The sequence below is a fragment of the Sphingomonas eleionomae genome, assembly GCF_049889035.1.
GTDB lineage: Bacteria > Pseudomonadota > Alphaproteobacteria > Sphingomonadales > Sphingomonadaceae > Sphingomonas.
Genome location: NZ_JBLTWP010000001.1, coordinates 828,298 through 854,594 on the forward strand (window position 1 = coordinate 828,298; position 26,297 = coordinate 854,594).

Genomic DNA, 26,297 nt, shown 5'->3' on the forward strand with positions numbered 1-26,297 from the left:
CGTCATTACGCGGCGGGCTTGGCAGCCGGAGCGACCGGCTTGGCGGCAGGAGCCGGAGCCTTCTTCGCAACTTCGGGGCGCACCGCACCGTCCGAAGCCAGGAAGCCCAGCACGTCATTCGAGAACGCGCTCAGCTGCTCGGCGATGAACTTGTTGCGACGCTGCAGCCAGTTGTAGGCCATAACCGCGGGAACGGCGACGACCAGACCCAGCGCGGTCATGATGAGTGCCTCACCGACCGGACCGGCGACGGTGCCGATCGACGCGTCGCCTTCTGCACCGATCTTGATCAGAGCGCGGAAGATGCCGACGACGGTGCCGAACAGGCCGATGAACGGCGCGGTCGAACCGACGGTGGCGAGGAACGCCAGACCGGTGCCGAGCTGCGAGTTGATCATGCCTTCCGAACGGGCCAGCGAGCCGTGCAGCCAGTCATGCGCTTCGACCGGGTCGGTCAGCTTCTTGTGCTGTTCCTGAGCGGCGATGCCATCGTCGACGATCTGGCGGAACGCGGTGTTCTTTTCCAGCTTCGCTGCGCCTTCACGCAGGTTCGAGATGTTGGACCAGAAGGTGCCCTGCACGCGCTTCGCCTGATTGATCACCTTCTGCTGCTCGAACAGCTTGGTGAACATGATGAACAGCGAGAAGAACAGCATCACCGTCAGAATGATGGCGGTGGACCACGAAATCAGGCCCCCTTCGTTCAGCGCATGGAAAACGTCGAAATCGCTGGAGGCGGCGCCCTGCGACAGAATGGTGGTCAGCATGTTCGGTATTCCTCTGAAAAGTCGATCGTGAGAAGCAGGGGCATTGCCCCGGGTTCAATCCGTGAATGGCAATAGCTTATTGCGGGATTTTCCAGACAACGCGGCGGGACGACGACGACCGGATGGGGTTGCCGTTCTGATCCTTGGCCGGTTCATAGCGGCCGCGCCGGGTGATGGCCGAGCAGGCCGCCCGATCAAGCGCGGAAGATCCGCTTGAGCTCGTCACGCGGCAGTTTTCCACGCGGCCAGCCTCATTGATGTCCCACGAAATCGCGGTGACGCCTTCTTCACCCGAATCCAGCGAGCGTGCCGGATAATCGTCGGTCGTCACCCACTTGCTCGGGTCGCCCTTCGCGCCGGCGGCCTTGCTGACCACGGGCTTGGGAACCGGCGGCGCGACAGGTGCAGCGGGCACCGGCGGCGCAGCAACGGGAACCGGCGCGTAATTCGGCGGCGGCGTCGTCACGGACTGAATGATGTTCGGCGGCGGCGTGTTCGTCTGAACAATCGGCGGCGGCGTCACAACCGGTGGCGGCTGGGTTACCTGTTGAGGCTGTTCCGGCGGCGGCGGAGGCACTTCCTCCGGCGGCGGCGGCGGTTCTGCCACTTCGAAGACGTCGAGCTCAGTCGCCGCCTCCTTCACGAATTTGGTGGCCAGGCCGGTAATGAACGCATAGCCAAGTATGGCCATGAGTATGGACACCGTGACGATTGCCACGATCCGGCTGCCACCTGTGTCCCGGTCAGCATATGCCATTCCGCAACCACACTCCCTCTAAACCAGACATAAAAAAGGCGTAAGCCACCGATGCCGGATCGATGTCCCCGCCCCCTGCGCGTCACAAGCCCTGATGGTTCGTTAACGCGACCCCATTTCTCTATCGTGCCGTCCCACATGACGCAAACGCTTTGTCGGACGTAATAATTGTATAAGGTCCGGTTCATTCCCATTCTGACATTTCCCGGCGGTACCCGGCGTCCATTGAGGTGAAAATGCACGGATTTACAACGTCTTTCGCGGCTGCGTCCCTTGCCCTCGCCTTGCCTGCGGGGGCCGGTGCTCAGCCGGTTCAGACTGTGGCTGAAATGGGGCAGGCACCGTCGCCCTATCCCGAAATTGTCGACCTTGCCCTGCGTTCACCCGTTGTCGTTGACGCAACGATTCGGTCGCTGGCCCGAATCACCGGCCCAGAAGCAGCCATGGTTCCGCCCGGTTGGCACCGTTATTATGTCACAGTTGATGTGGCTGCCCTGCTGCGCGGTGCGGACGGGTCTGTCCTGCCCCGGGTCGGCTATGTCCTGGACGTTCCGCTGGATGCCCGCGGCCGCCCGCCGAAGTTGCGGAAGGCGCGGGTAATGCTGTTTGCGCGCGCGGTGGCGGGGCGGCCGGATCAGATCCAGCTGGTCGGCCTGAATGCGCAACAGCCATGGACGCCGGCGATCGATGCGGCCACGCGCCAGGCCGTGCGCGAGGTGATCGATCCATCCGCGCCGCCCGCGATCACCGGCATCACCAACATCTTCCACGTCCCCGGCATTCTGCCTGGCGAAGGCGAGACGCAGATCTTTCTGGCGACAGAGACGGGCGCGCCGGTATCGCTGCTGGTCCAGCGGCGTCCCGGAACGGAACGGCGATGGGCGGTCGCGCTGAGCGATATCGTGGATCAGGCCGCCGGGCCGCCGGAGCGGGACACGCTGTTGTGGTACCGGCTGGCGTGCGGCCTGCCCGCCCAGCCCACGGACGAGAACATTGCGACCGACAATCCTGCCGAGGCCCAGGCCGCGAGGGAGGATTATGCCCTGATCCGCGAGGCGCTGGGCCCCTGTCCCACCCGACGCTGACGCTGGATCAGTCAGCAGCCATGTGCACGAAATCCCGGTCGAACACAGTCATCGCCGCCCCGCCGTCGACGAACAGGGTTTGACCGGTCACGGCCCGCGCCTGAACCAGGAACAGGACCGCATCTGCGATATCCTGTGGCGTGGCGAGCCGACCGAGCGGCATCATGGCGCCCAGCCGCTGCATCTGCGCGTCGCTGTAATCCCCGGTCGGCAGGGTCAGGCCCGGCGCAACGGCATTGACCCGCACGCGCGGAGCCAGGGTGATGGCCAGCGTCCGGGTCGCTTCGGCCAGCGCCTGTTTGGACAGGGTATAGGCCAGCTGGTCCCGCGGCGGATGAGCAATCCGCTGATCCAGGATATTCACGATCGCCGCGCCCCGCTTTGCATCCGCAGCGGCCGCCACCGCTTGTGCCAGCAGGACGGGGGCAGCCATGTTGACCGCAACATGGGTCAGGATGTCCCGATGATCGGTCGTATCCCCGTCATGCGCGGAAAACAGCGAGGCGTTGTTGACCAGCACCTCGACCGGCCGCCCGAAATGGTGCGACACCCGATTGATCAGGCCCGCGACATGATCGGCATTCGCCAGATCGGCAGCGAACCAAGCATGACCATGGCCATGACGAGTTAGCACGTCAGCCAGTTCAGGATCGGCCGGCCCGTCCCCCTTGCCATGCAGGGCGATCGCATGGCCCGCCGACGCCAGACGGGCGGCGATCGCTGCGCCCAGCCGCCTTCCGCTGCCGGTGACCAGCGCGACGGGCGGCACGGCCGTCACCGGCGATGCCGGACCAGCGTGATGCCGATTGATTCGCCCGCCTCTGCAATGGCGAGTTTGACGATGCGGATTTCCACCCGGCGTACCCGTTCATCCTGGGTGAACAGGGTCTGGGCGATATGATCGGCCACGCCCTCGATCAGCGTAAAGTGAACGCCCTGGGGCAGCATGGTCGCCGCCTGTTTCAGGTCGAGATAGCTTTTGGACGCATCCAGCGGCGTATCGGGCGCATAGAAATCCGGACATTCCAGATCGACCGAGATTGAAATGCGCAGCGGCTGGGCCAGATGCGTTTCCTCGGAATAGACGCCCGTCAGGACATCGACCTCCAGGTCCGACACCTGCAACTGCAAACGATCCTGCACCAATACGACCCTTTTACCCAATGAAGCTGTGGTGCGCCCCATAAGCGGCGGCGCGCCCGGCCGCAATGGCGCAGCGGTCGGTTCAGGCGGATGCGCTGGGCCGCGCGCCGACCGCCGCCAGCCAGCGTTGCAGATTGGCGGCCGTATCGGGCACAGGCAGACGTGCCGGCCTTGCAAAACCAATGGTCACGAATGCGGTGATATCGGCATAGCTGAAGGCCTCGCCCGCAATCCAGCGCGAGGCCGACAACCGCTGATCAAGCAACTCGACAAAGCAGGTCCACATCGTCGCTGCTCGCGCAACCAGTTCCTGAATCTGCGGCATCGTCGGCCACGCACCCGACAGGGCGCGATCGGCAAAGGCGGCGTTGCCATTGCGAAAAGCATAGACGCAGGCGGCATAGCCTTCCTGCTCGACACGGCGGGTCCAGCGTTCGATGCGCGCAACCGAGCGGGCATCGGCGCCGAAAAGCGTAGCGTCGGGATGCAAAGCCTCAAAATACCGGCAGATTGCGGTGGCTTCGGTCAGCACCTCGCCATCATCGAATTGCAGGGCGGGCACGGCTCCGGTGGGATTGATGAGGAGATACTCGCTGTCCAGCTGCTCGCCGGTGCGCAGATCGACCGTGCGGGTTGGCACCTCTACCCCCTTTTCCGCCAGAAACATCCGCACCTTTCGCGGACTGGGCGCCCAGGCGGAATCATGCAGCAGCATCGCGTTTATCCTTCGCACCAAGACGCTTTCGTTCGGAACGACGACACGCTAAGGCGCGCCGCCGCCCGCGTCCATGCGGGCCAGCAAAGGCGTTGTTGATGACGGTGTCGGCCCTGTCCCCCCTGTCCGATTTTTCCGATGATCAGGTCGATGCCCTGCTTGACCGGGCGTTCGGCAGCGATCGGCGCAACCGGACGGCCTATCACATCCGTCAGGGCGCGCCCGTCATCGATCCGTTCAGCATGGGCATTGCCGATGCGGACGGGGCGCTGATCGGATCGATTCAGGCCTGGCCCGTGGCGCTCGCGCTGGATGGTGGCGGAACTGTGCCAATGACCATGGTGGGCCCGGTTGCCGTCGATCCCGGTATTCAGGGGCGCGGGCTGGGTCAGCGGCTGATGACGGCGTGCCTCGATGCGGCGGGCCGGTCGGACCTGCCGGGTGCCGATGCGCTGATGCTGATCGGCGATCCCGAATATTATGGTCGGTTCCACGGTTTTTCCGACGAGCGGACGGGCGAGTGGCGGTTGCCCGGCCCGGTCGAGCGCCGCCGTCTGCTGGCACGCGGACCAGGCGTGCCTGCGGGTGCCGGAATGGTGATCGCACGAACCGGCATCCGCTGACCCTTTCGCCCGGCCGCCGCACGCGATAACAGGCAGGCCATGCCGATGCCCCCGCCCCCCGATCTCGACCGCCTGTCGATGGCCGAGATTGCCCGGCTTGTCGCCGAACGCCGCTTGCCGCCGGTGGAACAATGGAACCCGCCCCATTGCGGCGACAGCGAGATGCGCATCGGGCGGGACGGCACATGGTATCATCAGGGCAGCCCGATCGGACGGGAAGCAATGGTCCGCCTGTTTTCCACCCTGTTGCGGCGAGAGGCCGATGGCAGCCACGTCCTGGTGACCCCTGTCGAAAAGCTGGACATCGCCGTGGAGGACGCGCCTTTTGTCGCGACGGGCATGGCGCGCGAGGGGGATGGACGGGGGGCCTCAATCGCGTTTCGATTGAACACCGGGGATCTGGTGCCGCTGGACGCGCAGCACGGTTTGCGGGTTGCCGATGCCGTGGATGGGCCGCGCCCCTATCTGCACGTCCGGTCGGGGCTGGAGGCATTGATCGCGCGTCCGGTTTATTACGAGCTGGCCGAACTGGCGGTCAGCGGGGATGGCGACATTCCCGGTATCTGGAGCAACGGGGTGCATTTCCCTCTGGTCGCGTCATGACTGCACTGCTTGCCGAACGATTAGGGCGGGCGCTGGCGGAGACGGCCGACGATGTTTTCCCCGGCCCGCATGGCGATGATGCGCCATCGCCGGTGCGCGCACAGGATGCCGTTCCCGCTGCGGTGCTGATCGCGATTACGGATCGGCCGCGACCCGGCGTGATCCTGACCCAGCGGACGTCGACGCTGAGCCGTCATGCCGGGCAGGTCGCCTTTCCCGGCGGCCGGATCGACCCGGATGACCGCGATGCTGCCGCAGCCGCGCTGCGCGAGGCGCAGGAAGAAATCGCGCTGCCGCCATCGCAGGTGCGGCTGGTGGGCGAACTGTCCACCTATCGCACGGTCACCGGCTATGCCGTCAGCCCCATCATCGGCGTTACCCCGCCAGACCTGCCGCTGGTACCCGCCGAAGCCGAGGTCAGCGACTGGTTCGAGGTACCGCTGGATATCGCGATCGACCCGGCCCGGCATCGCCGCGCAAGCCGGATGTGGCAAGGCATGGAACGGCATTATGTCGAGATCGACTGGCCTGATCGCTATATCTGGGGCGCAACCGCCGCCATGCTTGTCGCCCTATCCCGCCGATTGCGGACGTTTCGATTGTCATGACCCCCACCCATCTTCCCCCAGCCCGCTGGCGCGAGCGTTCCGACCTTGCCGCACTCACGCGGATCATCGGCGCCGAACAGGGCGAGTGCCGATATGTCGGCGGCGCTGTTCGCGACACCATCCTGGGTTTGAACGTGGCCGATATCGACATTGCCACCAGCCTGTTGCCCGAAGCGGTGATTGCGCGGCTGAACGAGGCCGATATCCGTGTCGTACCGACCGGCATCGCGCATGGCACTGTGACGGCCGTGCTTGACAGCGGGCCGATCGAGATCACGACGCTGCGGCGCGACGTATCCACCGACGGGCGCCATGCCACCATCGCTTATTCAACGGACTGGCGGGAGGACGCGGCGCGGCGCGATTTCACGATCAACGCCCTGTACGCCGATCCGGTATCGGACGAGATTCACGATTATTTTGGCGGGCTGGACGACCTGGCCGCGCGGCGGGTGCGGTTCATCGGCGATGCGTTGACCCGCATTGCCGAGGATCATTTGCGCATCCTGCGCTTCTTCCGCTTTCTGGCGCGGTTCGGGGATGCGCCGGATGCCGAGGGCTTGGCGGCGTGTGTGGCACGGGCCAACGACCTGATGGCCCTTTCCCGCGAACGGGTGGCGGCAGAGATGCTGAAGCTGCTCGTCGCGCCCCGGGCGGCGGAAACCATGACGCTGATGCACGGCAATGGCATTTTCGCACCGGTACTGCCGGAAATCGATGCCAGCGGGATCGCGGCGCTGTCCAGCCTGATCGCGGCTGAGGATGCAGCGGGGGTGGCTCCCGATCCGGTGCGCCGGCTGACGGCTGTGCTGCCTCGCGATGCAAAGGCGGTCGAAGGCGTGGCGGCCCGGCTGCGGCTATCCAATGCTCAGCGCAAGCGCATGGCCAGCGCCATCGCCCCGCTGGATGATGCCCCGCGGCCGCTGGCGTCGCGGATCGGCGTGGAACTGGCGACGGACCGGCTGCTATTGAACGACGATGCAGAGGGCGCGCGCGCAATTGCGGATTGGACGCCGCCCCGCCTGCCAGTGTCGGGCGGCACGCTGATCGAATTGGGGTTGAGCCGGGGGCCGGACGTTGCGGCTGCGCTCAAGCGGACCGAGCGGCGCTGGCTGGACGAAGGGTTTCCCGATGACGAGCGGGCCATTGCCATCGCCCGCGATGTGGTGGATCAGCTGTTGCGGGAACGCAGGAACGACAGCGCATCGTCCGGGGGCAACGGGCGGGAATAATAGAAACCCTGTCCCATGGTGCAGCCTAGCGCCGCCAGCGTCTGTTCGACCTCGCGGTTTTCGATACCCTCGGCGGTGGTCGTCATGTTCAGCGTCTGGGCCAGCGACAGGATGGCGCGAACGATGGCGACCTTGTCCCGGTCGGTCAGCATGTCGGTGATGAAACTGCGGTCGATCTTCAGCGTGTCGATGGGCAGGCGCTGCAGATAGGCAAGGTTGGAATAGCCCGTGCCGAAATCGTCCATCGCCAGTGACGCGCCCAGCGATTTCAGGCCGTCCAGCGTATCGATCGCCCGGTCGGGATCGGTGATGATGGCGCTTTCGGTCAATTCGATGGTCAGGCGGTTGCCCTCGACCCCGTGCCGGCTCAGCGCCTGACCGACCAGGGGCACAACCTCGTCCCGGTGGATCTGGATGGCCGACAGGTTGACGGCGACATTCACGCCGGCATCCCGGCCCAGCGCCGCATCCCATTCGGCGATCTGCCGTACGGCCTCGTCGATCGCCCAGCGGCCAAGCGGCACGATCAGACCGGATTCCTCTGCCACCGGAATGAAGTCTGCAGGTGAAATGGGGCGCCCGTCCTCGTCCGACCATCGGGCCAGCGCCTCGAACGACCGGATGCGGCCGGTCGCCAGGTCGCAGATCGGCTGGAACGCCAGGGTCAGGCCGCCATGGTCGATCGCACGGCGCAGTGCGGTTTCGATGCTGAATTCCGTGCGCACCACATCGAACGCGCTGGGCGCGTAAATCTCGGTCGAGCCCGTCTTTTTCGACCGCTTGACCGCGAACTGGGCGTAGCGGATCAGCGTTTCGCCATCGCCATCGCCCATGTCCCCCATCGCGATCCCGATGGAACACGCCACCCGGATATCGAAATCGGACAGGCGGAACGGAGTCGACAGCGCGCTTTCGATGCGTCCGGCAACCCGCATCGCGTCGGCCGGGCCGTCATCCAGACGCATCAGGATGGCAAATTCGTCACCGCCCGTCCGGGCCAGCACGTCGCCTGCCCTCAACGCGCCCTTGAGCCGCCGGGCGACCGAAATGAGCAGTTCGTCGCCGACAATGCCGCCCATGCAGGCGTTGACGCGGCTGAACCTGTCGAGGTTCAGGCCGAGCACCGCATAGCGTCCACCCGCCTCGCTCAGCGCCCGCTCGTCCAGCAGATCGGCGAACCCGGCCCGGTTGGGCAGTCCGGTCAGGCTGTCGGTCATCATTTCCCGGCGAAGCGACCGCTCCGTCCGCAATTCGGCAGTCCGGTCGAGCAGGGTTACAAGGCAACGGTCCGCAATGTCCGGCCCCATCCGGGACAGAGTCACCTCATAATGCCGGCTGTCGACGGGATCCCCGGTCTGCCAGTCGAACCGTTCGAACGCCCGCGCGCCATGGAGCAGGCGGTCGAACCGGTGCCGCTGGCCGTCCAGCAGCGAACCGAGCCGCGCCTCATCCGAGAAGACATGCTGGAACAGCGGATTGCGCGCCGTCGCCGACAGCGCGTCCGAATTGCGGAATACGATAGCCGCCGGAACCGGCAGCAGATCGATGAAGCTTGTGGCCGGCAATGGCGCAGGCGACCGTAGGGACCCGCCCGCAACAGGTGCCGGGGGATCTGCGGACTTTGCGCCGATCAAGCCAAACAGGTTCATCACCATGCCCTGTTAGCGTTAAATGGTTAAAGCGGCCTGAAGCCCGCCCATTCAGCCAAACCGGTTGTCCCTCGGAAATCCGGTCGGCGGAGCACGACCCGCCGCACCGCGTGCTGCGCGCCAGGGGCCAAGGTCGGATTCGGTCCGTGTTCGCCCCTGTTCGCCGCCCATCGTCCAGCTGAGGCCCTGTTCAAACCGGAAGGTGCGGGCATCAGCCATCCCGCCGTCCCGGTACCGTTGAAGCTGTACACCCTGCCCCCGCGTCATTTCGGCCAGTTCGGACAGGGGAAAGACCAGCAACCGGCGATTATCGCCCATCACCGCGACATAATCGTCATCCGGCCCGACAGGCCGCACGACCACAAGGGTGGCACCGGCACGGGGGGTCACCACCTGCTTGCCCTTGCGCGTTTCGGCCAACACCTCGGCCGAACGCACGACGAAACCGCGGCCATCGTTAGCGGCCAGCAGCAATCGTTCGCCCGCGCTGGCCGGCAGCAGCGCCGCAATCTCGCCCTCCAGATCGATCATCAGCCGCACCGGCTCGCCAAAGCCCCGGCCACCGGGCAGCTTGTCCGCCGCCAGCGTGTAGAACCGGCCCCGATCGGATGCGAGCAGCAGCTTGTCCGTTGTCTGGGCATGAAACGCCAGACGGGGGCCGTCGCCTTCCTTGAACTTCAGCGCGTCGGACGAGCCGAGATCGACATGGCCCTTCATCGCCCGGATCCAGCCGCGCTGCGACAGGATGACGGTAATCGGCTCGCGCTCGATCATCGCCTCCAGCGGGATTTCGCGCGCGGCCGCTGCCTCCTCGATCACGGTTCGGCGGCGGCCAAGCTCGGTGTCGGGGCCATAACGACCGCGGATCGCAGCCATGTCCCGCTTCATCCGGGTCCGCTGGCGAGCCTCGCTGCCGAGTAGCAGGTTCAGCTCCGCCTGTTCCTTTTCCAGCGCCTCCCGCTCGCGCCTCAGCTCCATCTCCTCCAGCTTTCGCAAGGATCGAAGGCGCATGTTCAGGATCGCCTCCGCCTGACGATCGGTCAGGTCGAACTCAGCCATCATCACAGGTTTTGGCTCATCTTCGGTCCGGATGATCTCGATCACCCGGTCAAGATTGAGGAAGGCGATGATGTACCCGGAAACCAGTTCCATCCGGTCGGCAATCCGCGTCAGCCGATGTTCGGTCCGGCGGCGCAGCACCACGAACTGATGATCGACCCAGGCGCGGATCGCCTGAGCCAGGCTCATCACGCGCGGCGTGCGATCCTTGTCCAGCACATTGAGATTGAGCGGAAACCGGCTTTCCAGATCGGTCAGCCGGAACAAGCCGTCCATCATCATCGCGGCATCGACCGTCCGGCTGCGCGGTTCCAGCACGATGCGGATATCCTCGGCGCTTTCGTCGCGCACATCGGCCAGGATCGGGAATTTGCGGTCGTTGATCAGCGCCGCAATCTGTTCGATCAACTTGCCCTTCTGCACGCCATAAGGGATTTCGGTGACGATCGCGACCCAGGTGCCCCGGCCCAGTTCCTCCACCGACCAGCGCGCCCGCACGCGAAAGCCGCCGCGCCCGGTGGCATATGCCTCGGCGATCATCGCCGGACTGTCCACGATCTGGCCGCCCGTGGGCAGATCGGGGCCGCGCACATGGTCCAGCACATCGGCGTCGGGATTGTCGATCAGCGCAATGGCGGCGTCTAGGATTTCGGCGGCATTATGAGGCGGGATGCTGGTCGCCATGCCGACCGCGATGCCGGCCGCACCATTGGCCAGCAGATTGGGGAACAAGCCGGGGAACAGTTCGGGCTCCTGTTCCTCGCCATTATAGGTGGGGCGGAAATCGGCCGCATCCTCGTCCAGCCCCGCCATCAGGTCGATGGCGACCTGCGTCAGCCGCGCCTCGGTATAGCGATAGGCGGCGGCGTTATCGCCGTCGATGTTGCCGAAATTGCCCTGTCCGTCGACCAGCGGATAGCGAAGCGCGAAATCCTGCGCCAGTCGCACCATGGCGTCATAGACCGACTGGTCGCCATGCGGGTGATATTTGCCGATCACGTCGCCCACGACGCGGGCCGATTTCTTGTACGCCTGATTGGGATCGAGGCGGAGCTGACGCATCGCCCAGAGCAGGCGCCGATGCACCGGTTTCAACCCGTCGCGCACATCCGGCAGGGAGCGCGCCGTGATCGTCGACAATGCATAGACCAGATAGCGTTCGGACAGCGCGCTGTCGAACGGATGGTCGATGATGTGATTGAAGGGATCGGTCAGGTCACTCGGCATCGTACCGGAGCCCTAGCAGGCGATGAAGCGATGCGCGAGGGGGCGCCGGTGGCTCAGTCCGCGATATCGGTGTGGATATGCAGTTCGCCGGTCAGCGTTCGGTGCACCGGACATTTGTCGGCAACCTCGATCAGCCGCTGGCGCTGCTCCCTGGTCATCGTGCCGTGCAGCGACAGGGTGCGCCATATTGCCTGCATCCGCGCGGACGGATCGGCAGGCGCCATCTCGCTGTCATGTTCATGGTCCCGCTCGTGCCGCAGCCGCACTGTCACCTGTTCAAGCGGGATCCCCTCGCGATCGGCAATCAGCTTGACCGTCATGCTGGTACACGCGCCCAATGCGCCGAGCAGCAGGTCATAGGGGCCCGGTGCTGCGTTTTCGCCGCCCACCGCCTCCGGCTCGTCGGCCAGCCAGTGGTGGTCGCGGGTCCGGATGGTCGTGCCAAAACGGCCATCGCCATTGCCGACCAGCACCTCGCCCGGTTCAAGATCGACCGTATCTGCCTGAACGGGCACGTAGCGCATCGCCCAGGCGGCAATGATCGTTGCGACGTACGCGGCATCCGCCCGGTCGGTCAGCAGATGATCGGCCCGGTCGAGCGTCACGAAGCTTTTGGGATGGCGCGCGGCCTCATAGATCTGCCGGGCATTGTCGATGCCGACCAGTTCGTCCGTCGGGCTGTGCAGGACAAGCAGTGCCCGCTCCAGCGCGCCGATGCTTGCCGCCGGATCGGTATCCCGCACCCCATGGATGAACTTGCGGCTGATCGTGAACTGCCTGCCCGCGATCGTCACCGGCCCCGCCCCGTCCCGCTCAATCGCGGCAAGATCGCCGTCGATACGGTGCAGAACATGCGCCGGATCAAAGGGCGCGGCGATGGTTGCGACCGCCAGCACCGACGGGATCCGTGCCGCCGCCGCCAGCACCGCCGCGCCGCCAAGCGAGTGACCGATCAGAATGGAGGGCGCGCCCAGCGTTTCATCAAGATAGTCGGCCGCCGCGACCAGATCCTCGACATCCGCAGCGAACCCAGCCTCGGCCAGTGTCCCCTCGCTGCCCCCCAATCCCGTGAAGTCGAACCGCATCGTGGCAATGCCTTGTGCGGCAAGTGCGGTTGAAATGCGGGTCGCGGCATGGCTGCGCATCGTGCAGGTAAAACAATGTGCGAACAGCGCGATGGCTCGCACCGGGCCAATCGGCATTTCAATGGAAGCCGCCAGCATTGTCCCGCTGGCGCCCGCGAATCGCACTGTCCTGGTTGCCATCGACCCTGCACCCCGATTGCTTCGCCCTCGCCGATATGCAGGGCACTATTGCCACCATCGACCGGTTTGCCGGTCACGCGCAATCCCCGAATTCTCAACGCGTTGGACCAACCGGCCATGCCCGGGTGTCGCCTTTCCATGGCATTATGTCATGAGTTGTTGACATGGACATGGCTCGCTGTCATTTAGTCAGTGTTACCTGACATATGGTCAGGTGATAACGACACCGGAGGGATCGTTGAGGGGTGAATGAAAAATCGGCTGAAAGTCCTGCGCGCCGAACGCGACTGGAGCCAGGCGGAGCTGGGCGGTCGGCTGGGCGTGTCGCGCCAGGCCGTGAACGCGATCGAAACGGGGAAATATGATCCCTCGCTGCCGCTTGCTTTCCGGATCAGCCGCCTGTTCGACATGAGGATCGAGGAGATTTTCGAGGATGAGGGAAACAACAGCCATGGCCTCTGACCGCTTCGATCCCACGCCGGGCATCGGCGAATTGGCTCAGCGGGCGCGCCAGCGCCGGCTGCGCTGGATCATCCTTGCCCTCGTCACTGCAGGCTTTTTCACCGGCTTTCTTGCTGCGCGGGTGGAAGACGAAGGCGGTGGGTTCCTTGACGGCATCCCGCCTGAATTCGCCATCGGCTTTGCCGTGGTGTGGACACTGGCCATCTGTTATGGCGGATGGCGCTATCACAAGGCGACGGATGAGGTGGAACGCGCGAACAATCGCTTCGCGGCGGTCTATGCCTTCAACGCCTATCTGACCGGTTATCCCGTCTGGTTCGTGCTGTGGAAGGGCGGGCTGGTGCCCGAACCGGACCATCGGGCGATCTTTGTCGGGCTCTATGTGCTGATGATCGTGCTGTACCTCTGGAAGAAGTTCCGCCCCTGACGGGTGCGGCCGTGATAACAATCCGTAAGACTGGAGAATGACGATGCTTCGTACGCTGCTCAACACTGGCGTCGCTCTGACGCTTGCCTACTGCCCGCCCGCCATCGCCCAGCAGGCCGCGCCTGCCGCACCGGCCTCCCCCGCTGCTGCCGCCACTCAGGATGCAGACCCCGCCCTGTGGGTGGTCAAGGACGAGGATACGACCATCTATCTGTTCGGCACCGTCCATGCTCTGAAGCCGGGCCTCTCCTGGTTCGACGAAGCGGTGAAATCCGCCTTCGACAAATCCGACGAGCTGGTCCTCGAAATCGTCATGCCGGGACCCGAAGACGCGCAGAAGCTTCAGCAGATCGTTATGGAAAAGGGCGTCAACATGACCGGCCCGTCGCTGACCGAAAAGCTGCCGGCCGAAAAGCGCGCTGCCTATGCCGAAATGCTAAAGGAGCTGGGCTTGCCGGCCGAGGCGCTGGACCGTCTGGACCCCTGGTTCGCGTCCATGTCGATCATGCAGATCATGATGCCGAAGATCGGGTTCAGCCCCGAAAATGGCGCCGAGGCCACGCTGACTGCGGCGGCCAAGTCGGCGGCCAAGCCGATCAGCGGCGTCGAGACGGTCGAACAGCAATTCGGCTTTTTCGACGGCATGAGCGAAAAGGCGCAGATGGACATGCTGGTCGGCATGATCGACGAACGGAACAAGACGCAGGAAGTGCTGGAACAGATGCTCGCCCTGTGGAAGGCGGGCAAGCCCGACGAGCTGGCGGCGCTGATCGAACAGTTCGATGCCGAATCGCCCGAGATGCACAAGGTGATCTTTACCGATCGCAACGCGCGCTGGGCGGACTGGATCAAGGGGCGGATGGCCAAGCCGGGGACGGTGTTCATGGCCGTGGGTGCGGGCCATCTGGCCGGGGACGACAGCGTTCAGGCGATGCTGAAGCCCATGAAGATCGAGGCCACCCGGATCGCTTACTGATCCACGGATTCACACTGACAGACAGGCGCCGGGAACGCTGCTTCCCGGCGCTTTTTTCAGGTCATCCGGCGGATTTGGGTGTGGATTTCGCCGCGTTCGATGCGCAGTTCGTTGAAGCTGGGCGGTTCGCTGCGCAGCCGCTCCGACAGGGTGCCTGCGCCGATCAGGCGGATAGTCCGCCCCTCCAGCTGGTATGGAATGTCGAACGGGTCGTGGACATGGCCGGTCAGCACCGCATCGGCCCCGGCACGGGCGAGCGCGGCCAGCGCCTCCGGCCCGCGGCGGGTGCGCGCGTTCATTACAGTCCCGGCTTCCACCAGCGGATGATGCGCGGTGACCAGCGACACCGCGCCCTGCGGTCGTGTGCCGAGATGCGAGACCGCCTGTGCCAGATGTCGGCGCGACACATGACCCTTTGCCCAGTTCAGTCGCCACTGGAAACGCGCAGTGGTGCGCAGGGGTACGATAGCCACCCCCTCGATCTGCAGCGGCCGCTCGATCAACCGCTCAAGCTTGAGGAAGCGGCGGTAGGGCATGGTCATTCGCGCCACCGGATTCAGCACCGGCAGGTCGTGGTTGCCCACCTCTACTGTAACCGGCACGCCCAGCCCCTCAAGCCATTGCGTTGCCGCGGCAAACTCGCGCGACCGGGCGGACTGAGTGAGATCCCCGGTCATGACAACGGCATCGGGCGCCTCTGCCGCGACGGCCCGGGCGAACCAGTCCAGCGCCACGCGATCCTCTCGCCCGAAATGCAGGTCGCTGACGTGGAACAGACGGATCATCCTGCGGCCTCGGTATCCCGGGTCGACAGGAACCGTTCCTTGCTCATCGCCCAGCGGATCGGCGCACCGGGGGGCAACGAAACCGGCTCGCCATCGAATAGTGCAAGGACGGGGCGACGACCCGCCACGCGCATTTCCCGCACGATCTGTTGCGTCACCGGACGGGCGGCCACCCATTCGCCGGTCAGCCAGTTCCAGCCGAGATCGATGATCGAGCGCCAGTCGCGCGCGTCGATCGCGGCAACGTCCAGCCCCTCCATATCAGGCCGGACGAACACCGCCTGATAGCTGTCGTCCATGCCCGGCACACCCCGCACCCGGATGCCCCGACCAAAGGTGCGACGCCAGGCATAGCGGATGGCGGCAACCATCTGGCCAAAGCGGCGATGCCGCACGCCCTCTCGGGCACGATACCATTGCGCAGCCGGGCCAAGGATCAACCCGACAAAGGCGCGACCGGCATCGGTATCGACCCAGGGCAGCGCGACCTTGCGGGCCCCTTCATGCGCGGCATGGATGATGGCCGCGGGGTCGAGGCTGTCGTGCAGCCCCTTTGCCAGCAAATTCATCGTGCCGCCGGGCAGGATCAGGAAGCCGCCATCCCAGTCATGCAGGGCACAAAGTGCGGTGTTGATGGTGCCGTCACCGGCGAACAGGACGATCGTGTCGATGCCATCGCGTTCCAGATCGTCCGGTGTCGGCATGGCCTGTTCCGGAAAATCGGTGCGCCCGGCAAGCGTCAGGCCGCGTTCCGCGAAGACCGCCACGATCGCCTCGCACTTTTCGGCGCTGGTCGTGCCCGATCCGGGATTGGTGATGAACCACAGTCGTTTCATGTCGGCCCAACGCATATTGGCACAGCTGGTCGCATCACGATCGAAACAATCCTATTCCGCCGCGATCATCTCCTTCAGCGCAACATCGGCATCGGCCAGCCGATCGGGCGGAATGATGGCCCCGGTTTCGACAAGCTTGCGCCCCTGTACATAGTCCTTCGTCATGTTGACGCAGTCGAGTGCGATCACCCGACCCTGACGCAGATAAATGAGGGAGAAGCGCCCGCCGGCCGGATCACCGCGGGTGACCGTGGTGTCATGGCCCGTGGAGAGGCCCACTGTCTGCAGCTTCAGGTCATATTGGTTCGACCAGAACCAGGGGACGGCATCATAGGAAAGCCCCGTGTCCCCCGTCAGCAGCCGTGCGACCAGATTGGCCTGATCATGCGCATTTTGAACCGATTCCAGACGGATCGGCGCTTCACCCGCGGCAAAGCGGTTCACATGGGCGGCGCAGTCGCCAATGGCAAAGACATCAGCCATGTTGGTGCGGCATTCGCCATCCACCAGCACGCCCCCCGCCCCGCCCTGTGCCCCAGCGGCCAAGAGCGGTTCGACGGCCGGCACGATGCCGATGCCGACAACAATCATCTGCGCCGGGACGATTTCCCCATCGGCCAGCCGGACACCCGTCGCCCGTCCATCTGCCCCCTCGATACAGGCAACGGCACTGTTCAGGCGGAGATCGACGCCATGGGCGCGGTGTGCATCCTCGAAAAAGCGGGACAGCGGTTCGCCAGCAACGCGGGCGAGCACGCGGTCCAGCGCCTCGATCAGGACCACCCGGCGACCCAGCTTGGTCAGCACCGCCGCGGCCTCCAGCCCGATATAGCCGCCACCGATCACCACCACCTGCTCGACCCCCGGCAGGGCGGCGATCATCGCATCGGCATCGGCGCGGGTGCGGACGGTGAACAGGCCCGACAGGTCGGCCCCGTCGCAGGCGAGCCGCCGGGGCGCACCGCCCGTGGCCCAGATGAGTTGGCCATAGCCGATGGATGCGCCATCAGCGGTCGCCAGCTGATTCGTGACAGGATCGACCGAGACAACGCGGTGGCCGGTCAGCATCGCGATCTGCCGTTCCTCCCAGAAAGCGGGCTGGCGGATCAGCATCCGTTCCCAGGGCTTTTCGCCGGACAGATATTCCTTGCTGAGCGGCGGGCGCTCATAGGGCTGTTCCGGTTCCTCCCCGATCAGGGCGATGGTCCCGTCATATCCGCGCTGGCGAAGCGAAATGGCGAGTTGCGCGCCGCCATGGCCCGCACCGACAATGGCGATGTCGTAATGGTCCTGCATGACGCTCGCCTAGCCAGACTTGGTGGTTCGTGTCGAGATTCGAACCAGAGCCTATTCCCCTGCCCGTTCCACGCGGACCAGCACGGTCCCCTCCGTCACCTGACCGTTTTCGGCGACGTTGAGTTCGGCCACCGTCCCGTCGAACGGCGCAGTCAGCGCGTGTTCCATCTTCATCGCCTCCAGCGTCAGCAGGCGCTGGCCCTTGGTGACGGATTGACCGGCGGTGACTTCGACGGCGGTGACCCGTCCCGGCATAGGCGCGAGGATTGCACCGTCGGCGGCCATTCCCGCCCCCGACAGGAACGCTGGGCGCAGGCTGAACCGATGCGTCGCACCGCGTTCAGTCACCAATATCTGTCCATCGGGCATCATGGACGAGGCGATTCCGAACGAGCGGTCGAACCCATCCGTCGAGCCAGTAACCTGATCGCGGCCGGAGAACAGGGCGACAATCCGGCGTGCAGGGCCGTTCATCCGGAAGCCAAACAGGCTGGCCAGCATTTGTCCCTCATGACCAAAAGGTCCCGGGTTCCAATCAAGCCAGTCCCTCCGATACCGGCGCGCTGCTTCGTCGATCGCTGCGGTTGAAGGATGCTCCGGCGGCAGCAGCGTGTCGCCTGCCCGCGCAATCAGCCCCGTGTCGGCGGTACCGGAACGAAAATCGGGATGATCCAGCGCCGCCCAAAGGAAGCCCGCATTGGTACGAAGCGGTGCAACATAGCTATTGTTCAGCCCCTGCATGAGCTGTTCGCGGGCCGTTTCCCGGTCTGTCCCATGAGCAATCAGCTTGGCGATCATCGGATCGTAGAATGACGAAACCGTCCCCCCTTCATTCACCCCGGTTTCCACGCGAAGGTCGGGATCAAGCATCAGATCGTCGATCCGGCCGGGACTGGGCAAAAAGCCCTTTGCCGGATCCTCTGCATAGAGCCGTGCTTCGATGGCATGGCCGTTGATCGACAGGTCCTCCTGCCGCTTTGGGAGCGGTTCACCGCTGGCGATGCGGAGTTGCCATTCAACCAGATCGACGCCGGTAATCTCCTCCGTCACCGGATGTTCGACCTGAAGCCGGGTGTTCATTTCCATGAACCAGGTGCGGTCGGCGCTGAGGCCGTCGCTGGCGTCGGCAATGAATTCGATGGTGCCAGCCCCGACATAGTCCACCGCCTGTGCTGCGCGAACGGCGGCGGCGCAGATGGCTTCGCGCGCTTCGGCGCTCATGCCGGGCGCTGGCGCTTCCTCGATCACCTTTTGATGGCGGCGTTGCAGCGAACAATCGCGTTCGAACAGGTGGACGACGTTGCCATGGGTGTCGCCAAACACCTGCACCTCGATATGGCGGGGCGACAGGATGTATTTTTCGATGATGACGCGATCGTCGCCAAAGCTGGACGCGGCCTCTCGCTTGCAGCTGGCCAGCGCATCGGGGAAGTCGGCGCTGGCGTCCACGCGGCGCATCCCCTTGCCGCCGCCGCCCGCCACCGCCTTGATCAGCACGGGATAGCCAATCGCATCGGCCTCGGCGTGAAGGCGGTCCGGCGACTGGCCCTCGCCCAGATAGCCGGGGGTGACCGGCACGCCAGCGGCCGCCATCAGCTTTTTCGCGGCGTCCTTCAGGCCCATGGCGCGGATCGAATGGGGCGTCGCACCGACCCAGATCAGCCCGGCGGCGGTCACCGCCTCTGCAAACTCGGCATTTTCGGACAGGAAGCCATAGCCGGGATGGATCGCCTGAGCCCCCGCGGCCTGTGCAGCGGCGATGATGCGTTCACCGACCAGATAGCTTTCGCGGGCGGGCGACGGGCCGATATGCACCGCCTGATCCGCCTGACGGACGTGCAGCGCGGTGGCATCGGCATCGGAATAGACCGCGACGGTGCGGATACCCATGGCCCGGGCGGTGCGGATGATCCGGCAGGCGATCTCGCCCCGGTTGGCGATGAGAAGGGATTGGATCATGGGTTAGCCCCGATCAGATTTGACAGTTTTGACACTAATGGCGTGGTTTGTGAGCGCGGTTGACGGTGGTCGGGCGGGCGCGGCGTGGTCGGGTTGTCCTTATCGAACAGAGGGTTGGCTATCATCGGCCGCAGATTACCGTTCAGGGCGCATGTAGGACAGGGCATCCCTAAACCTCCCCGGCACGGGGAGGGGGACCATCCGCCATCGGAGGATGGTGGAGGGGTCCAGCGGCCTGGCACGCAGTAACGATGGCAACCACGACGTCGTCCAGCGTTAGCATCACATCGCGCGCCGGGATGCGGAGGGTACGAAACCCGTGAGCCATCAGCGCCCTGTCGCGCACCTGATCTTTGTCGGGAGCATCGCCGCGATCATGCGCTTCAGCGTCAATTTCGATGGCAAGCCGGGCGCTGAGACAGGCAAAATCGAGGCTGTAGGGACCAATCGGATGCTGCCGCCGGAACTTGAAGCCCCCCGGCCGGAGTTTCAGCGCACGCCAAAGCAGTACTTCGGGCAGGTTGCCGGATCGGCGCTCGCGGCGCGCCCTATCGATGGTCTGGCGCGTGGTGGAGAAGACCCCTCCACCATGCTTCGCATGGTCCCCCTCCCCGTTCCGGGGAGGTTGGGTGTTGTCCATTGCCATCACATCCGGAAGATGCCGAAGCCGGTGTCGGCGACCGGGGCTTCGCGCGTTGCGGCGAGGGCGAGGCCCAGCACGTCGCGGGTCTGGACGGGATCGATGATGCCGTCGTCCCACAGGCGGCTGGTCGCGTGCCAGGGATTGCCCTCATCCTCGTACCGCTGGCGGATCGGAGCCTTGAACGCCTCCGCTTGCTCGGGCGTCCAGTTATCCGCGTCGCGGTGGACGGTGGCGAGCACGCTGGCCGCCTGTTCCCCGCCCATCACGCTGATCCGGGCATTGGGCCAGGTGAACAGGAAGCGGGGCGAATAGGCCCGGCCGCACATCCCGTAATTGCCCGCGCCGAAGCTGCCGCCGATCAGCACCGTGATCTTTGGCACCGTGGCGGTGGCGACGGCGGTGACCAGCTTTGCCCCGTGCTTGGCAATCCCCTCTGCCTCATACTTCCCGCCGACCATGAAGCCGGAGATGTTCTGAAGGAACAGGAGGGGGATGCCGCGTTGCTGCGCGAGCTGAATGAAATGCGCGCCCTTGACCGCCGCTTCGCTGAACAGCACGCCGTTGTTCGCCAGGATCGCGACCGGCATCCCCCAGATATGGGCAAAGCCGCAGACGAGCGTGGTGCCATAGAGCGCCTTGAACTCGTGAAACTCCGATGCGTCGACAAGCCGCGCGATGACTTCGCGCACGTCATAGGGCGCGCGGACGTCCTGGGGGATGATTCCGTACAGTTCCTCCGCCGGGTATTTCGGCGCGCGGGGGGTTGCACCATGCGACAGGCTCAGGGTGAGCGGGTTGGCGGTGGCGTTTCCCAGATGAGAGACGATATCGCGCACGATGGTAAGCGCGTGTTCGTCATTTTCCGCGACATGATCGACCACGCCCGATTTTCGGCCGTGCAGATCGCCGCCGCCCAGATCCTCGGCACTGATTTCCTCGCCCGTTGCGGCTTTCACCAGCGGGGGGCCGGCGAGGAAGATCGTCCCCTGATTGCGGACGATGACGGTTTCGTCGGACATGGCCGGGACATAGGCGCCGCCCGCCGTGCAGCTGCCCATGACGCAGGCGATCTGCGGGATGCCGCGCGCGCTCATGTTCGCCTGATTGAAGAAGATGCGGCCGAAATGGTCGCGGTCGGGAAACACGTCCGCCTGATGCGGCAGGTTCGCGCCGCCGGAGTCGACCAGGTAGATGCAGGGCAGCCGGTTTTCCAGCGCGATCTCCTGCGCGCGGAGATGCTTTTTGACCGTCATCGGGAAATAGGTCCCGCCCTTTACCGTCGCATCATTGGCCAGGATCATCACCTGACGCCCCGAAACGCGGCCGATGCCGGCGATGACGCCCGCGCCCGGAACTTCGCCGCCATACAGGTCAAAAGCCGCAAGCTGACCGATTTCGAGGAAGGGCGAGCCGGGATCGAGCAGCCGTTCCACCCGATCGCGGGGCAGCAGCTTGCCGCGCGCGCTGTGCTTCGCCCGTGCGGACTCGCTTCCGCCGAGCGCGGCATGGGCGACGTCGGCGCGGAGTTTTTCCGCCAGCGCGCGGTTGTGCGCGGTGTTTGCGCGGAAACCCTCGCTTTCGGGCTGAACGGCGGTGGGCAGGACGGGGGCGGTCATGCGCCGATCAGCTCCCGCCCGATCAGCATCCGGCGGATTTCGTTGGTGCCGGCGCCAATGTCGAGCAGCTTGGCATCGCGCAGATAGCGTTCGACGGGCCAATCCTTGGTATAGCCGGCCCCGCCCAGCGCCTGAACGGCCTCACCCGCCACCTTGAAGGCATTTTCGGATGCCAGCAGGATTGCGCCGGCGGCGTCGAAGCGCGTCGTGCGGCCGGCATCGCAGGCCCGGGCGACGGCATAGACATAGGCGCGGGCGGAATTGAGCGCGACATACATGTCCGCGATCTTGGCCTGGATCAGCTGGAAATTGCCGATGGGGGTGCCGAACTGCTTGCGTTCGCGGACATAGGGCAGGACCGTGTCGAGGCACGCCTGCATGATGCCCAGCTGAATCCCCGCAAGCACCGCGCGTTCATAGTCGAGGCCGCTCATCAGCACGCCGACACCGCCATTGGGCGGGCCCATGACCTGTGATTCGGGGACGAAACAGTCGTCGAACACCAGTTCCGCCGTCGGCGAGCCGCGCATCCCCATCTTGTCGATCTTTTGCCCCACGGAAAACCCGGTCATGCCGCGTTCGATCAGGAAGGTGGTGATGCCGCGCGACCCCTCCCCCGTCCTGGCATAGACGACCAGCGTGTCGGCATAGGTGGCGTTGGTGATCCAGAATTTGGTGCCGTTCAGCACATAGCCGCCATCGACTGCCTCCGCCTTCAGCCGCATGCCGACAACATCGCTGCCCGCGCCGGATTCGGACATGGCGAGCGAGCCGACATGCTCGCCCGAAATCAGCTTGGGCAGATATTTCGCCTTTTGCTCCGGCGAGGCCCAACGCGCGATCTGATTGACGCAAAGGTTGGAGTGCGCGCCATAGGACAGGCCAACGGACGCGGACGCCCGGCTGATCTCCTCACACGCGATGACATGTTCCAGATAGCCGAGGCCAAGGCCGCCATCCGCCTCTGCCACCGTGATTCCGTGCAGGCCCAGTTCGCCCATCGCCGGCCAGAGTTCCTGACGCGGGAACCAGTCCTCTGCATCGACGCGGACCGCCAGCGGCGCGATGCGATCAGCGGCGAACCGCTGAACACTCTCGCGGATCATGTCGGCATTCTCGCCAAGCGCGAAATCGAACTCGGGCAGGCTCAACGCAACTCTCCTGTGGTTCGTCCGCACGGACAGCGCCTGGCGGATCGTATCAGATGTTACGATGTCCCTTAATCGAGAACAGGGCCGGCTCGCAACCGTCCGATATCGCGGTCGATCAGCCTTCGCCGCCCAGCCGGTCGACATGGACATCGACGTCGAGCACTTCCTGACCATGGCCGATGCGCATCCCGGCAATGGGGGTGGAGCCGGCGGCGTCCAGGCCGACGGCGATGCGGACATAGCCTTCGTCCGGCGAATGGCCCTGCGACGGATCGAACCCGACCCAGCCAAGGCCGTCGACCCATGCCTCTGCCCAGCCATGCGGGCCGGGCGCGCCATGGGCATCGGCAGCGGCCAGGCTGTAGCCGACGACATAGCGCGCCGGGATCGACAGCGACCGGGCGGCCGACACGAACACCAGCGCCATGTCGCGCGGCGATGCCGTATCGGCGGCGAACATGGCGGCGGCCTCTGTCCGGTCGGTCTTGCGCGCCCGTCCCGGCCAATGGCCGGGCAGCGCGTGGTTGAGCGCCCGGAGCAGCGGCAGCCGTTCGGAATGCGCCGATGCAACGCCGTCGGCGAAGGCGCGGATCGCATCGTCATGCAGGGTGGTCGGGGTCACGCGGCGATAGACGATCGGGGACAGCGTTTCCGCGATCCCGCCCAGCACACCGGTGCCGTCGGTGGTCAGCACCTCACCTGCGACGGTAATCGCGATTTCGTCCAGCGGCCCTTCGGCATAGAGCATGGTGACGGCGTTGCCATGCCCATCCATGCCGTGCCGCAGCCGCGCATCGCAGCTGACGTCGATGCGCCAGTTGACGATCGTCTGATTGGCATCGTCGCGCGGCGTCAGACGCAGCAGCTGGACCAGCCGGGCCTGAGGCTCGGTAAAGCGGTAATGGGTGGTATGTTCGATGGCGAGCCGCATCAGCCGAACCGGAACTGGCGGGCGATGACGCCGTCCAGCCTTTCATTTTCGGCGATGAACCCGGTCAGCCATTCGTGCAGCCCGCCCAGGATCACGTCGCCCGAACGCGTGCGCTGCATCCGCGACAGGCGGGCGCGGGCCATGCGGTCTGCCTCCCCCTGCAATCCCGTGCGGCGGGCCAGCATACTGAGCATTTCCACCGTTTCCTCGACACAGGCGGCAAGGCTGCGCGGCAATTCACCCCGCGTGGTGAGCAGGTCGATGACCAGCGACGGCTTCAGCCCCTCTGAATAGAGCCAGCGATAGGCGGTGACGGCGGACACGGTCTGAAGGATCGTCGTCCACTGATCCCGGTCGATCACGCCGCCGACCTTTTCGCCCTCTGGCAGCAGGAGGTGATATTTGACGTCGATCAGGCGCGCAGTGTTGTCCGCCCGCTCGATCGCAGCGCCCAGGCGGATGAACCACACCGCCTCGTTCTTCATCATGCGATGCACCGCTCCCTCGAACCCGCGTGTTTCGGCCTTCACCGCTTCGACCAGGTTGAGCGTTGCATTGGCGCCGCCGGGGCTGCTCCGGCTGCTGAACAACAGCCACGCGCGGTTGATGCCGGCCCATGCCTCTCGCGTCAGGGCGGTTCGCACGGCGCGGGCATTGTCGCGCGCCATGTGCAGGCAGTGGATGATCGAGCCGAAATGCGACCCGTCGGTGGTCAGATATCGCGCGACATGGGTGGGGGTCAGCGTTTCGCCCGTCGCGGCAAACCCCTCGCTGTTATAGGTGACGGCCAGCGCGCTTTCCCACGCAGCTTCCCCCGCCGGGCGGGCGGACAGCGCATCGAGGCGGATCGTCGCTTCGACCAGCCGGGCCATGAAGTCAGCGCGTTCGACATAGCGGCCAAGCCAGTAGAGCGACGCGGCGGAGCGGGACAGCATCAGCATCAGTCCAGCCCCCCCGAACGGCCCTGACTCTGTCCGTCGATGGGCGTTTCATCGACCAGCGCCTGTTCCTGAACCTGAGCCTGGCCCTGTTCCTGATACTGGCTGCCGCATTCGGGCAGCAGGACGAAACTGTCCTTGGTCCCGCCGCCCTGACTGGAATTGACCACCAGCGATCCTTCCTTGAGCGCGACCCGGGTGAGGCCGCCGGGGACGACCTTTACCCCCTGGCTGCCACTGAGCACGAAGGGGCGGAAATCGACATGGCGGGGGGCCAGCCCCTTGTCGGTAAAGGTCGGGACGGTGGACAGGGCCAGCGTCGGTTGCGCGATGTACCGCTGCGGCTCTGCGATCAGCGCGGCGCGGAACTGCTCGATTTCGTCATGGCTGGCGGTCGGGCCGACCAGCATTCCGTATCCGCCCGACCCGTCGACCAGCTTGACCACCAGTTCGGGCAGGCGATCGAGGACATAGGCCAGCGCCTCCGGCTCGCGACAGCGCCATGTCTGCACGTTCGGCAGCTTTGCCTCGCTGCCGGTATAGAAGCGGACGATTTCCGGCATGTAGCTGTAAATCGCCTTGTCATCGGCAATGCCGTTGCCGGGCGCGTTGATCAGCGCGACATTGCCCGCGCGATAGGCCGCCATGATGCCCGGCACGCCCAGCATCGAATCCGGCCGGAAGACCAAGGGGTCGAGATAATCGTCGTCGATGCGGCGATAGATCACGTCCACCCGCACCCGGCCGCCGATCGTCTGCATATAAACCATGTCGTCATCGACGATCAGGTCCGCCGCCTCGACCAGCGGGACGCCCATCGAATCGGCCAGGAAGCTGTGTTCGTAATAGGCGGAATTGTAATGGCCCGGCGTCAGCACGACGCACAGCGGATCGCGCTCGCGGCCCAGCGGGGCAACCGACTGCATCGTCGCGTGCAAAAGATCGGGATAGCTGTCGACCGCCGCGACCCGAAAGCTGCGGAACAATTCCGGGCACAGGCGGATCATCGCCTCCCGATTTTCCAGCATGTAGGAGACGCCCGACGGCGTGCGGGCGTTGTCCTCAAGCACATAAAACTCGTCCGGCCCGGTGCGAACCAGGTCGATGCCGCAGATATGCGCCCACACATCGTGCGGGGGCCGCGTGCCGACCACTTCGGGCCGGAACTGGTCGTTGCAATGGATCAGTTCGGGCGGAAGGATGCCCGCGCGCAGGATTTCCTGCGGGCCATAGATGTCGCGCAGAAAGGCGTTGATCGCATCCACCCGCTGAACCAGGCCCGCGCTGAGGCTGGACCATTCGGCGGCGGTGAACACGCGGGGGACGATATCGAACGGGATGATCCGTTCCGCAGCCTCCCGGTCGCCATAGACGGCAAAGGTGATGCCCAGCTGGCGGAACATGGTTTCGGCGGCCTGCAACCGGCGTTCAAGTTCGGCAGGCGGCGTATCGGCCATCCATGCAGCAATCGCGTCGAAACCCGGCCTGGCCCCGGCGCCGCGGCCTAGGCCCCAGATTTCATCGAACGCTCCGTCCACTCGCGA

The 26,297-nt window shown here is 65.2% G+C and carries 26 protein-coding genes; 8 read left to right on the forward strand and 18 right to left on the reverse strand.

What is annotated here, in order from left to right; translation table 11 throughout:
- Nucleotides 1-5: 5 nt before the first annotated feature.
- Nucleotides 6-767: a MotA/TolQ/ExbB proton channel family protein gene (locus ACNI3Q_RS03770; RefSeq protein ID WP_260019274.1), complete on the reverse strand. Its 762-nt coding sequence runs from the start codon at nt 765-767 to the stop codon at nt 6-8.
- 76 nt (nt 768-843) lie between these two features.
- Nucleotides 844-1,485 (reverse strand): energy transducer TonB, encoded by a 642-nt coding sequence (locus ACNI3Q_RS03775; RefSeq protein WP_426274073.1) that lies wholly within the window; start codon nt 1,483-1,485, stop codon nt 844-846.
- A 482-nt stretch (nt 1,486-1,967) separates the two neighbouring features.
- Between ACNI3Q_RS03775 and ACNI3Q_RS03780 the strand changes: the two genes are divergently transcribed.
- A complete protein-coding gene (locus tag ACNI3Q_RS03780) occupies nt 1,968-2,609 on the forward strand; it encodes a hypothetical protein (RefSeq protein WP_426274074.1) in 642 nt (213 codons plus the stop codon).
- 7 nt (nt 2,610-2,616) lie between these two features.
- Here ACNI3Q_RS03780 and ACNI3Q_RS03785 read toward each other — a convergent pair whose 3' ends face one another.
- The 3 genes from ACNI3Q_RS03785 to ACNI3Q_RS03795 form a co-directional block, all read right to left on the reverse strand.
- Nucleotides 2,617-3,387 carry an SDR family oxidoreductase gene (locus ACNI3Q_RS03785; protein WP_426274075.1) on the reverse strand — a complete coding sequence of 257 codons (771 nt, stop codon included), beginning with the start codon at nt 3,385-3,387 and terminating at the stop codon, nt 2,617-2,619.
- Nucleotides 3,384-3,752: a dihydroneopterin aldolase gene (locus tag ACNI3Q_RS03790; protein WP_260019270.1), complete on the reverse strand. Its 369-nt coding sequence runs from the start codon at nt 3,750-3,752 to the stop codon at nt 3,384-3,386. The genes ACNI3Q_RS03785 and ACNI3Q_RS03790 overlap by 4 nt, the downstream gene beginning before the upstream one ends.
- Nucleotides 3,753-3,834: 82 nt before the next feature.
- Nucleotides 3,835-4,467, reverse strand: a complete 633-nt coding sequence (locus ACNI3Q_RS03795; protein ID WP_426274076.1) for a glutathione S-transferase family protein — start codon at nt 4,465-4,467, stop codon at nt 3,835-3,837.
- Between the two features lie 98 nt (nt 4,468-4,565).
- Between ACNI3Q_RS03795 and ACNI3Q_RS03800 the strand changes: the two genes are divergently transcribed.
- The 4 genes from ACNI3Q_RS03800 to ACNI3Q_RS03815 are packed head-to-tail and all read left to right on the forward strand — an operon-like array spanning nt 4,566 to nt 7,533.
- Nucleotides 4,566-5,090, forward strand: coding sequence for a GNAT family N-acetyltransferase (locus ACNI3Q_RS03800; RefSeq protein ID WP_426274077.1), 525 nt, complete (start codon nt 4,566-4,568; stop codon nt 5,088-5,090).
- 39 nt (nt 5,091-5,129) lie between these two features.
- Nucleotides 5,130-5,693 (forward strand): DUF1285 domain-containing protein, encoded by a 564-nt coding sequence (locus ACNI3Q_RS03805; RefSeq protein ID WP_426274078.1) that lies wholly within the window; start codon nt 5,130-5,132, stop codon nt 5,691-5,693.
- A complete protein-coding gene (locus ACNI3Q_RS03810; protein ID WP_426274079.1) occupies nt 5,690-6,301 on the forward strand; it encodes a CoA pyrophosphatase in 612 nt (203 codons plus the stop codon). The genes ACNI3Q_RS03805 and ACNI3Q_RS03810 overlap by 4 nt, the downstream gene beginning before the upstream one ends.
- Nucleotides 6,298-7,533: a CCA tRNA nucleotidyltransferase gene (locus ACNI3Q_RS03815; RefSeq protein WP_426274080.1), complete on the forward strand. Its 1,236-nt coding sequence runs from the start codon at nt 6,298-6,300 to the stop codon at nt 7,531-7,533. The genes ACNI3Q_RS03810 and ACNI3Q_RS03815 overlap by 4 nt, the downstream gene beginning before the upstream one ends.
- Here ACNI3Q_RS03815 and ACNI3Q_RS03820 read toward each other — a convergent pair.
- The 3 genes from ACNI3Q_RS03820 to ACNI3Q_RS03830 all read right to left on the reverse strand — a co-directional run bounded on the left by ACNI3Q_RS03820 (nt 7,473) and on the right by ACNI3Q_RS03830 (nt 12,718).
- Entirely contained in the window at nt 7,473-9,098 is a 1,626-nt protein-coding gene (locus ACNI3Q_RS03820) for a putative bifunctional diguanylate cyclase/phosphodiesterase (protein WP_426274081.1), read from the reverse strand. The genes ACNI3Q_RS03815 and ACNI3Q_RS03820 overlap by 61 nt on opposite strands.
- Nucleotides 9,099-9,233: 135 nt before the next feature.
- Nucleotides 9,234-11,468, reverse strand: coding sequence for a DNA topoisomerase IV subunit A (gene parC, locus ACNI3Q_RS03825; RefSeq protein ID WP_426274082.1), 2,235 nt, complete (start codon nt 11,466-11,468; stop codon nt 9,234-9,236).
- A 53-nt stretch (nt 11,469-11,521) separates the two neighbouring features.
- On the reverse strand, nt 11,522-12,718 hold the full coding sequence (locus tag ACNI3Q_RS03830; protein WP_426274083.1) for a bifunctional alpha/beta hydrolase/OsmC family protein: 1,197 nt from the start codon (nt 12,716-12,718) through the stop codon (nt 11,522-11,524).
- Nucleotides 12,719-12,982: 264 nt separating this feature from the next.
- On the opposite strand from ACNI3Q_RS03830, the gene ACNI3Q_RS03835 reads away from it, so the two are divergent.
- Genes ACNI3Q_RS03835 through ACNI3Q_RS03845 form a run of 3 tightly spaced genes read left to right on the forward strand, consistent with a single transcriptional unit; the run spans nt 12,983 to nt 14,598 of the window.
- On the forward strand, nt 12,983-13,195 hold the full coding sequence (locus tag ACNI3Q_RS03835; protein ID WP_426274084.1) for a helix-turn-helix transcriptional regulator: 213 nt from the start codon (nt 12,983-12,985) through the stop codon (nt 13,193-13,195).
- Complete coding sequence (locus ACNI3Q_RS03840; RefSeq protein ID WP_426274085.1) at nt 13,185-13,622, forward strand: hypothetical protein; 438 nt, start codon at nt 13,185-13,187, stop codon at nt 13,620-13,622. Before ACNI3Q_RS03835 ends, ACNI3Q_RS03840 begins: the two co-directional genes overlap by 11 nt.
- Before the next feature lie 37 nt (nt 13,623-13,659).
- Nucleotides 13,660-14,598: a TraB/GumN family protein gene (locus ACNI3Q_RS03845; protein ID WP_426274086.1), complete on the forward strand. Its 939-nt coding sequence runs from the start codon at nt 13,660-13,662 to the stop codon at nt 14,596-14,598.
- A gap of 56 nt (nt 14,599-14,654) precedes the next feature.
- Here ACNI3Q_RS03845 and ACNI3Q_RS03850 read toward each other — a convergent pair whose 3' ends face one another.
- The 10 genes from ACNI3Q_RS03850 to ACNI3Q_RS03895 all read right to left on the reverse strand — a co-directional run bounded on the left by ACNI3Q_RS03850 (nt 14,655) and on the right by ACNI3Q_RS03895 (nt 26,291).
- Nucleotides 14,655-15,383, reverse strand: a complete 729-nt coding sequence (locus ACNI3Q_RS03850) for a metallophosphoesterase family protein (protein WP_426274087.1) — start codon at nt 15,381-15,383, stop codon at nt 14,655-14,657.
- Nucleotides 15,380-16,219: a diacylglycerol/lipid kinase family protein gene (locus ACNI3Q_RS03855; RefSeq protein WP_426274088.1), complete on the reverse strand. Its 840-nt coding sequence runs from the start codon at nt 16,217-16,219 to the stop codon at nt 15,380-15,382. Before ACNI3Q_RS03855 ends, ACNI3Q_RS03850 begins: the two co-directional genes overlap by 4 nt.
- Before the next feature lie 51 nt (nt 16,220-16,270).
- Nucleotides 16,271-17,515, reverse strand: coding sequence for an NAD(P)/FAD-dependent oxidoreductase (locus tag ACNI3Q_RS03860; protein WP_426274089.1), 1,245 nt, complete (start codon nt 17,513-17,515; stop codon nt 16,271-16,273).
- Between the two features lie 51 nt (nt 17,516-17,566).
- On the reverse strand, nt 17,567-19,474 hold the full coding sequence (locus ACNI3Q_RS03865) for an acetyl/propionyl/methylcrotonyl-CoA carboxylase subunit alpha (RefSeq protein WP_426274090.1): 1,908 nt from the start codon (nt 19,472-19,474) through the stop codon (nt 17,567-17,569).
- Nucleotides 19,475-19,643: 169 nt separating this feature from the next.
- The gene (locus tag ACNI3Q_RS03870) at nt 19,644-20,114 is read right to left on the reverse strand and encodes an endonuclease domain-containing protein (RefSeq protein ID WP_426274091.1); all 471 of its coding nucleotides are present in this window, start codon (nt 20,112-20,114) and stop codon (nt 19,644-19,646) included.
- A 5-nt stretch (nt 20,115-20,119) separates the two neighbouring features.
- Nucleotides 20,120-21,733 (reverse strand): carboxyl transferase domain-containing protein, encoded by a 1,614-nt coding sequence (locus tag ACNI3Q_RS03875; protein ID WP_426274092.1) that lies wholly within the window; start codon nt 21,731-21,733, stop codon nt 20,120-20,122.
- The gene (locus ACNI3Q_RS03880; protein WP_426274200.1) at nt 21,730-22,839 is read right to left on the reverse strand and encodes an acyl-CoA dehydrogenase family protein; all 1,110 of its coding nucleotides are present in this window, start codon (nt 22,837-22,839) and stop codon (nt 21,730-21,732) included. The genes ACNI3Q_RS03875 and ACNI3Q_RS03880 overlap by 4 nt, the downstream gene beginning before the upstream one ends.
- 160 nt (nt 22,840-22,999) lie before the next feature.
- Nucleotides 23,000-23,815 carry a transglutaminase family protein gene (locus tag ACNI3Q_RS03885; protein ID WP_426274093.1) on the reverse strand — a complete coding sequence of 272 codons (816 nt, stop codon included), beginning with the start codon at nt 23,813-23,815 and terminating at the stop codon, nt 23,000-23,002.
- Nucleotides 23,815-24,750: an alpha-E domain-containing protein gene (locus tag ACNI3Q_RS03890; protein ID WP_426274202.1), complete on the reverse strand. Its 936-nt coding sequence runs from the start codon at nt 24,748-24,750 to the stop codon at nt 23,815-23,817. Before ACNI3Q_RS03890 ends, ACNI3Q_RS03885 begins: the two co-directional genes overlap by 1 nt.
- 5 nt (nt 24,751-24,755) lie before the next feature.
- Complete coding sequence (locus ACNI3Q_RS03895; protein WP_426274094.1) at nt 24,756-26,291, reverse strand: circularly permuted type 2 ATP-grasp protein; 1,536 nt, start codon at nt 26,289-26,291, stop codon at nt 24,756-24,758.
- Nucleotides 26,292-26,297 lie beyond the last annotated feature (6 nt).